Origin of the sequence: uncultured Thiodictyon sp. (genome assembly GCF_903828115.1) — a bacterium.
Taxonomy (GTDB): domain Bacteria; phylum Pseudomonadota; class Gammaproteobacteria; order Chromatiales; family Chromatiaceae; genus Thiodictyon.
The window spans coordinates 1-3,829 of record NZ_CAIKKU010000832.1; the positions used below are offsets into that span (position 1 = coordinate 1).

A 3,829-nucleotide genomic window follows, 5' to 3' on the forward strand; every position below is an offset into this window, starting at 1 on the left:
GGGGTGCGGCGCTCCCAGTGACGGCAGTGCAGCAGGCCGGGTTAGGGTAGCATTACTCGGCCGCGAGGCGGGATGCCGGGTTACGGTGCGCGTCAAGCGCCTGTTCCTGAACGAGACCCCGTGCGACGCGTGCCTAACCCGACCAGGACTTGGCGTGCTTGGCGCCTTGGGGTGAGTCTCTTCTTATGTCTTTTTCTTTGTGGCTCCGTGTCTCCGTGAGAGGATTTCACCGATGACGTTCAATGAATCCAATACCATCGAGGCCTACCTCTGCGAGCTGCTCGCCCGGCCGATCGCGCGGAACGCGGTCCGGGATGCGGCCGGGGGTTATCGTGCCGGGCACGCGGGGGTGCCCGGGCGGGACGCCCGGGCTCCTTTGGGGTGGCAGCCGATGGCCGCCGCTGACTTGCCAAGGCAACCGCAGGACGTTTTTGTCGAGCCGCAGGTCCGCGCGGCGCTGATCCGGCTCAACCCGGAGATCGCGGCGCAGCCCGAGCGTGCCGATGAGGTGCTGTACAAGCTGCGCGCGATCGTGCTCAGCGTGCGCAGCGATGGGTTGGTGAAGTGCAATGAGGAGTTCACCGCCTGGCTGCGCGGCGAGCGCTCGATGCCGTTCGGGCCCAACCATGAACACGTCACGGTGCGCCTGATCGACTTCGAGGACCAGGAGAACAATCAGTACGTCGTCACCACTCAGTACCTGTTCCGCGCCGGCCCGGCCGAGCGGCGCGCGGATGCGATGCTGCTGATCAATGGCTTCCCGCTGGTCCTGATCGAGACCAAGACCCCGGTGCGGCCGGCGGTGACCTGGGTCGACGCCGCGCTCCAGGTCCATGACGACTATGAAAAATACGTCCCCGAACTCTTTGTCTGCAATGTCTTCAGCGTGGCGACCGAGGGCAAGGAACTGCGCTTCGGCGCCATCCAGATGCCGATCAATCTCTGGGGTCCCTGGCGGATGGACGAGGACGCCGCGCCCACGGGCCTGAGCGACCTGGAAGACGCGGTCACCGGGCTGCTGGCCCCGGCCACCCTGCTCGATATCCTGGCGAACTTCACCCTGTTCGCCACCGACAGCAAGAAGCGGCGGCTGAAGCTCGTCTGCCGCTATCAGCAATACGACGGGGCGAACCGGATCGTCGCGCGGGTGCTCGCCGGCTTCCCGAAGAAGGGGCTGCTGTGGCATTTCCAGGGCTCCGGCAAGTCGCTGCTGATGGTGTTCGCCGCGCAGAAGCTGCGGATGCACCCACAGTTGAAGAACCCCACGGTGCTGATCGTGGTCGACCGCATCGATCTCGATACGCAGCTCAGCGCCACCTTCCTTGCCTCGGATATTCCGAATCTGGTCAAGGCCGATTCACGCGCCGAGCTCCAGCGCCTGCTCACCCAGGATACGCGCAAGATCATCATCACCACCATCTTCAAGTTCGGCGAGGCGGACGGGGTGCTCAATGGGGTGCTCAATGCGGGGCACACGATCATCGCCCTGGTCGATGAGGCACACCGCACCCAGGAGGGCGACCTGGGGCTCGCAATGCGCGCGGCCCTGCCCAATGCCTTTCTGTTCGGCCTGACCGGCACGCCGATCAACCGGCGCGACCGCAATACCTTCTATGCCTTCGGCGCCGCGCAGGACGCGCACGGCTATCTGAGTCGTTACAGCTTCGAGACCTCCATCCGCGACGGGGCCACCCTGCCGCTGCACTTCGAGCCGCGGCGCCTTGAATTGCATATCGCCAAGGAGGCGCTCGATCAGGCCTTCGCCACGCTCACCGGCAACCTGTCGGACCTGGATCGGGACAGCCTCGGCAAGGCCGCCTCGCGGATGGCGGTGCTGGTCAAGGCGCCGGAGCGGATCAGGGCCATCTGCGCGGACATCGCCAGGCATTATCGCGATACGGTCGAGCCCAATGGGTTCAAGGGCATGGTCGTGACCTTCGACCAGGAGTGCTGCCTGCTCTATAAGGCGGCGCTGGACGAGCACCTGAACGCGGACGCGAGCACGGTGGTCATCTCGGTGGCGGGTAAAGACAAGGAGGACGCGGGCTACAAGCCGTACCGGCGTGACCGCGACACGGAGGCGGCCCTGCTGGAGCGCTTCCGTGACCCCCAGGACCCGCTCAAGATCCTGATCGTGACCGCGAAGCTCTTGACCGGTTTCGATGCGCCGATCCTGCAGGCGCTGTATCTGGACAAGCCGCTGCGCGATCACACCCTCTTGCAGGCGATCTGCCGCACCAACCGCCCCTATGGCGGCACCAAGACCCATGGGCTCATCATCGACTACCTGGGCGTGTTCGACGACCTGGCGCAGGCGCTCACCTTCGACGAGGCCGGCTTCGAGCGCGTCGTCAGCAATATCGCGGCGCTCCGGGACCAGTTGCCCGGGGCCATACAAAAATGTCTCGCCTGGTTTCCCGGCGTGGACCGCGGCCTGGGTGGGTACGAGGGGCTGATCGCGGCCCAGGACTGTGTGCCGAACAATGCCATGCGCGACGCCTTCGCGGCCGACTACAGCGTGGTCAGCCGGCTCTGGGAGGCCCTGTCACCCGATCCGCTACTGACCCCCTTCAGTGACGACTACCGCTGGCTGTCGCAGGTCTACGAATCGCTCAAACCGTCCACCGGTCAGGGGGCCTTGCTTTGGCATGTGCTGGGTGAGAAGACCATCGCCCTGATCCATGAGCATGTCCGGGTCGGGACCATCCACGACGATCTCGATGACCTGGTGTTCGACGCCGACGTGATTGAGGCGATCCTGGACCCCGCCGGTCAACAGAAGAAGGCCAGGGAGATCGAGATCAAGGTCGCCGCGCGGCTGCGCCGCCATCTCGGCAACCCGCGCTTCAAGCGGCTGTCCGAGCGTCTGGAACAGCTCAAGGCGCGCCACGAGGCCGGCCAGTTGCACAGCATCGCCTTCCTCAAGGAACTGCTGGACCTGGCCCGCGACCTGGTCGCCGCCGAGAAGGAGACCCCACCCGCGCAGGATGAGGACCGCGGCCGGGCCGCGCTCACCGAGCTGTTCCAGGAGGTACGAGACCCCGCGACCCCGGTTGTCGTCGAGCGCCTGGTCGACGACATCGACCAGATCGTGCGCATCGTGCGCTTCCCTGGCTGGCAGCAGACCAGCGCGGGCGAACGCGAGGTGAAGAAGGCCCTGCGCGGGGCCCTGTTCAAGTACCGGCTACATAGCGACAAGGAATTGTTTGAGAAAGCCTATGGCTATATCAGACAATATTACTGAGGTGGCGGCCGCCCGCTTACGGATGGCGCGGCCCTACTTGGAATGCGGCGCGGAGTCTGAGCAATGACGAAGGGTCAACCACGGAAAAACATCGCCCGCCGGGCGCTCGGCATCGCCCTGTGCGCGACGCCGATCCTGCTCGCGCTCACCTGCGCGCTCTGGCCGCGGGCGCCCTCGCTCGCCCGCGAGGCGGCCGGCCTGGTCTTGACCATCGGCGCCACGCTGCTGGGGCTCTGGAACCTCTATCTGGGCTACGTCCGCCCCTGGCGCTATCGCCGTCGGCATGGCTCGCCCACGGGCTACCACCTGGTCTCGGGCCTGCCGTTGGTCGGTACCCTGTTGCTGGTGGCCGGGTGTGTCACCGCCTTCGGCAGCCCGCTGGTTGGGTGTTGCGGGCTGCTGGCCGCGCTCGTCGACAGCGACGGGCTGCCCTGGATTCCGGTCCATACCTGGGAGGATGGGTCTTTGTGGGACGGGTGAGCCATGCGGCCCATGCTGGTTAGTAACGAGTCAAGAACAAGTTAAACACAGACACGTTCGTTGTCGTTGTCGTTGTCGTAATCGAGGTTATCGTAGCGCCCCGGA

2 protein-coding genes are annotated in these 3,829 nt (G+C 65.6%); both read left to right on the plus strand.

Translation table 11 applies throughout. The features are described from left to right. Window positions 1-232 precede the first annotated feature (232 nt). Window positions 233-3,244 (plus strand): HsdR family type I site-specific deoxyribonuclease, encoded by a 3,012-nt coding sequence (locus QZY48_RS30930; protein ID WP_295437862.1) that lies wholly within the window; start codon window positions 233-235, stop codon window positions 3,242-3,244. Between the two features lie 63 nt (window positions 3,245-3,307). Beyond that, a complete protein-coding gene (locus QZY48_RS30935) occupies window positions 3,308-3,724 on the plus strand; it encodes a hypothetical protein (RefSeq protein WP_295437866.1) in 417 nt (138 codons plus the stop codon). The last annotated feature ends 105 nt before the right edge of the window (window positions 3,725-3,829 follow it).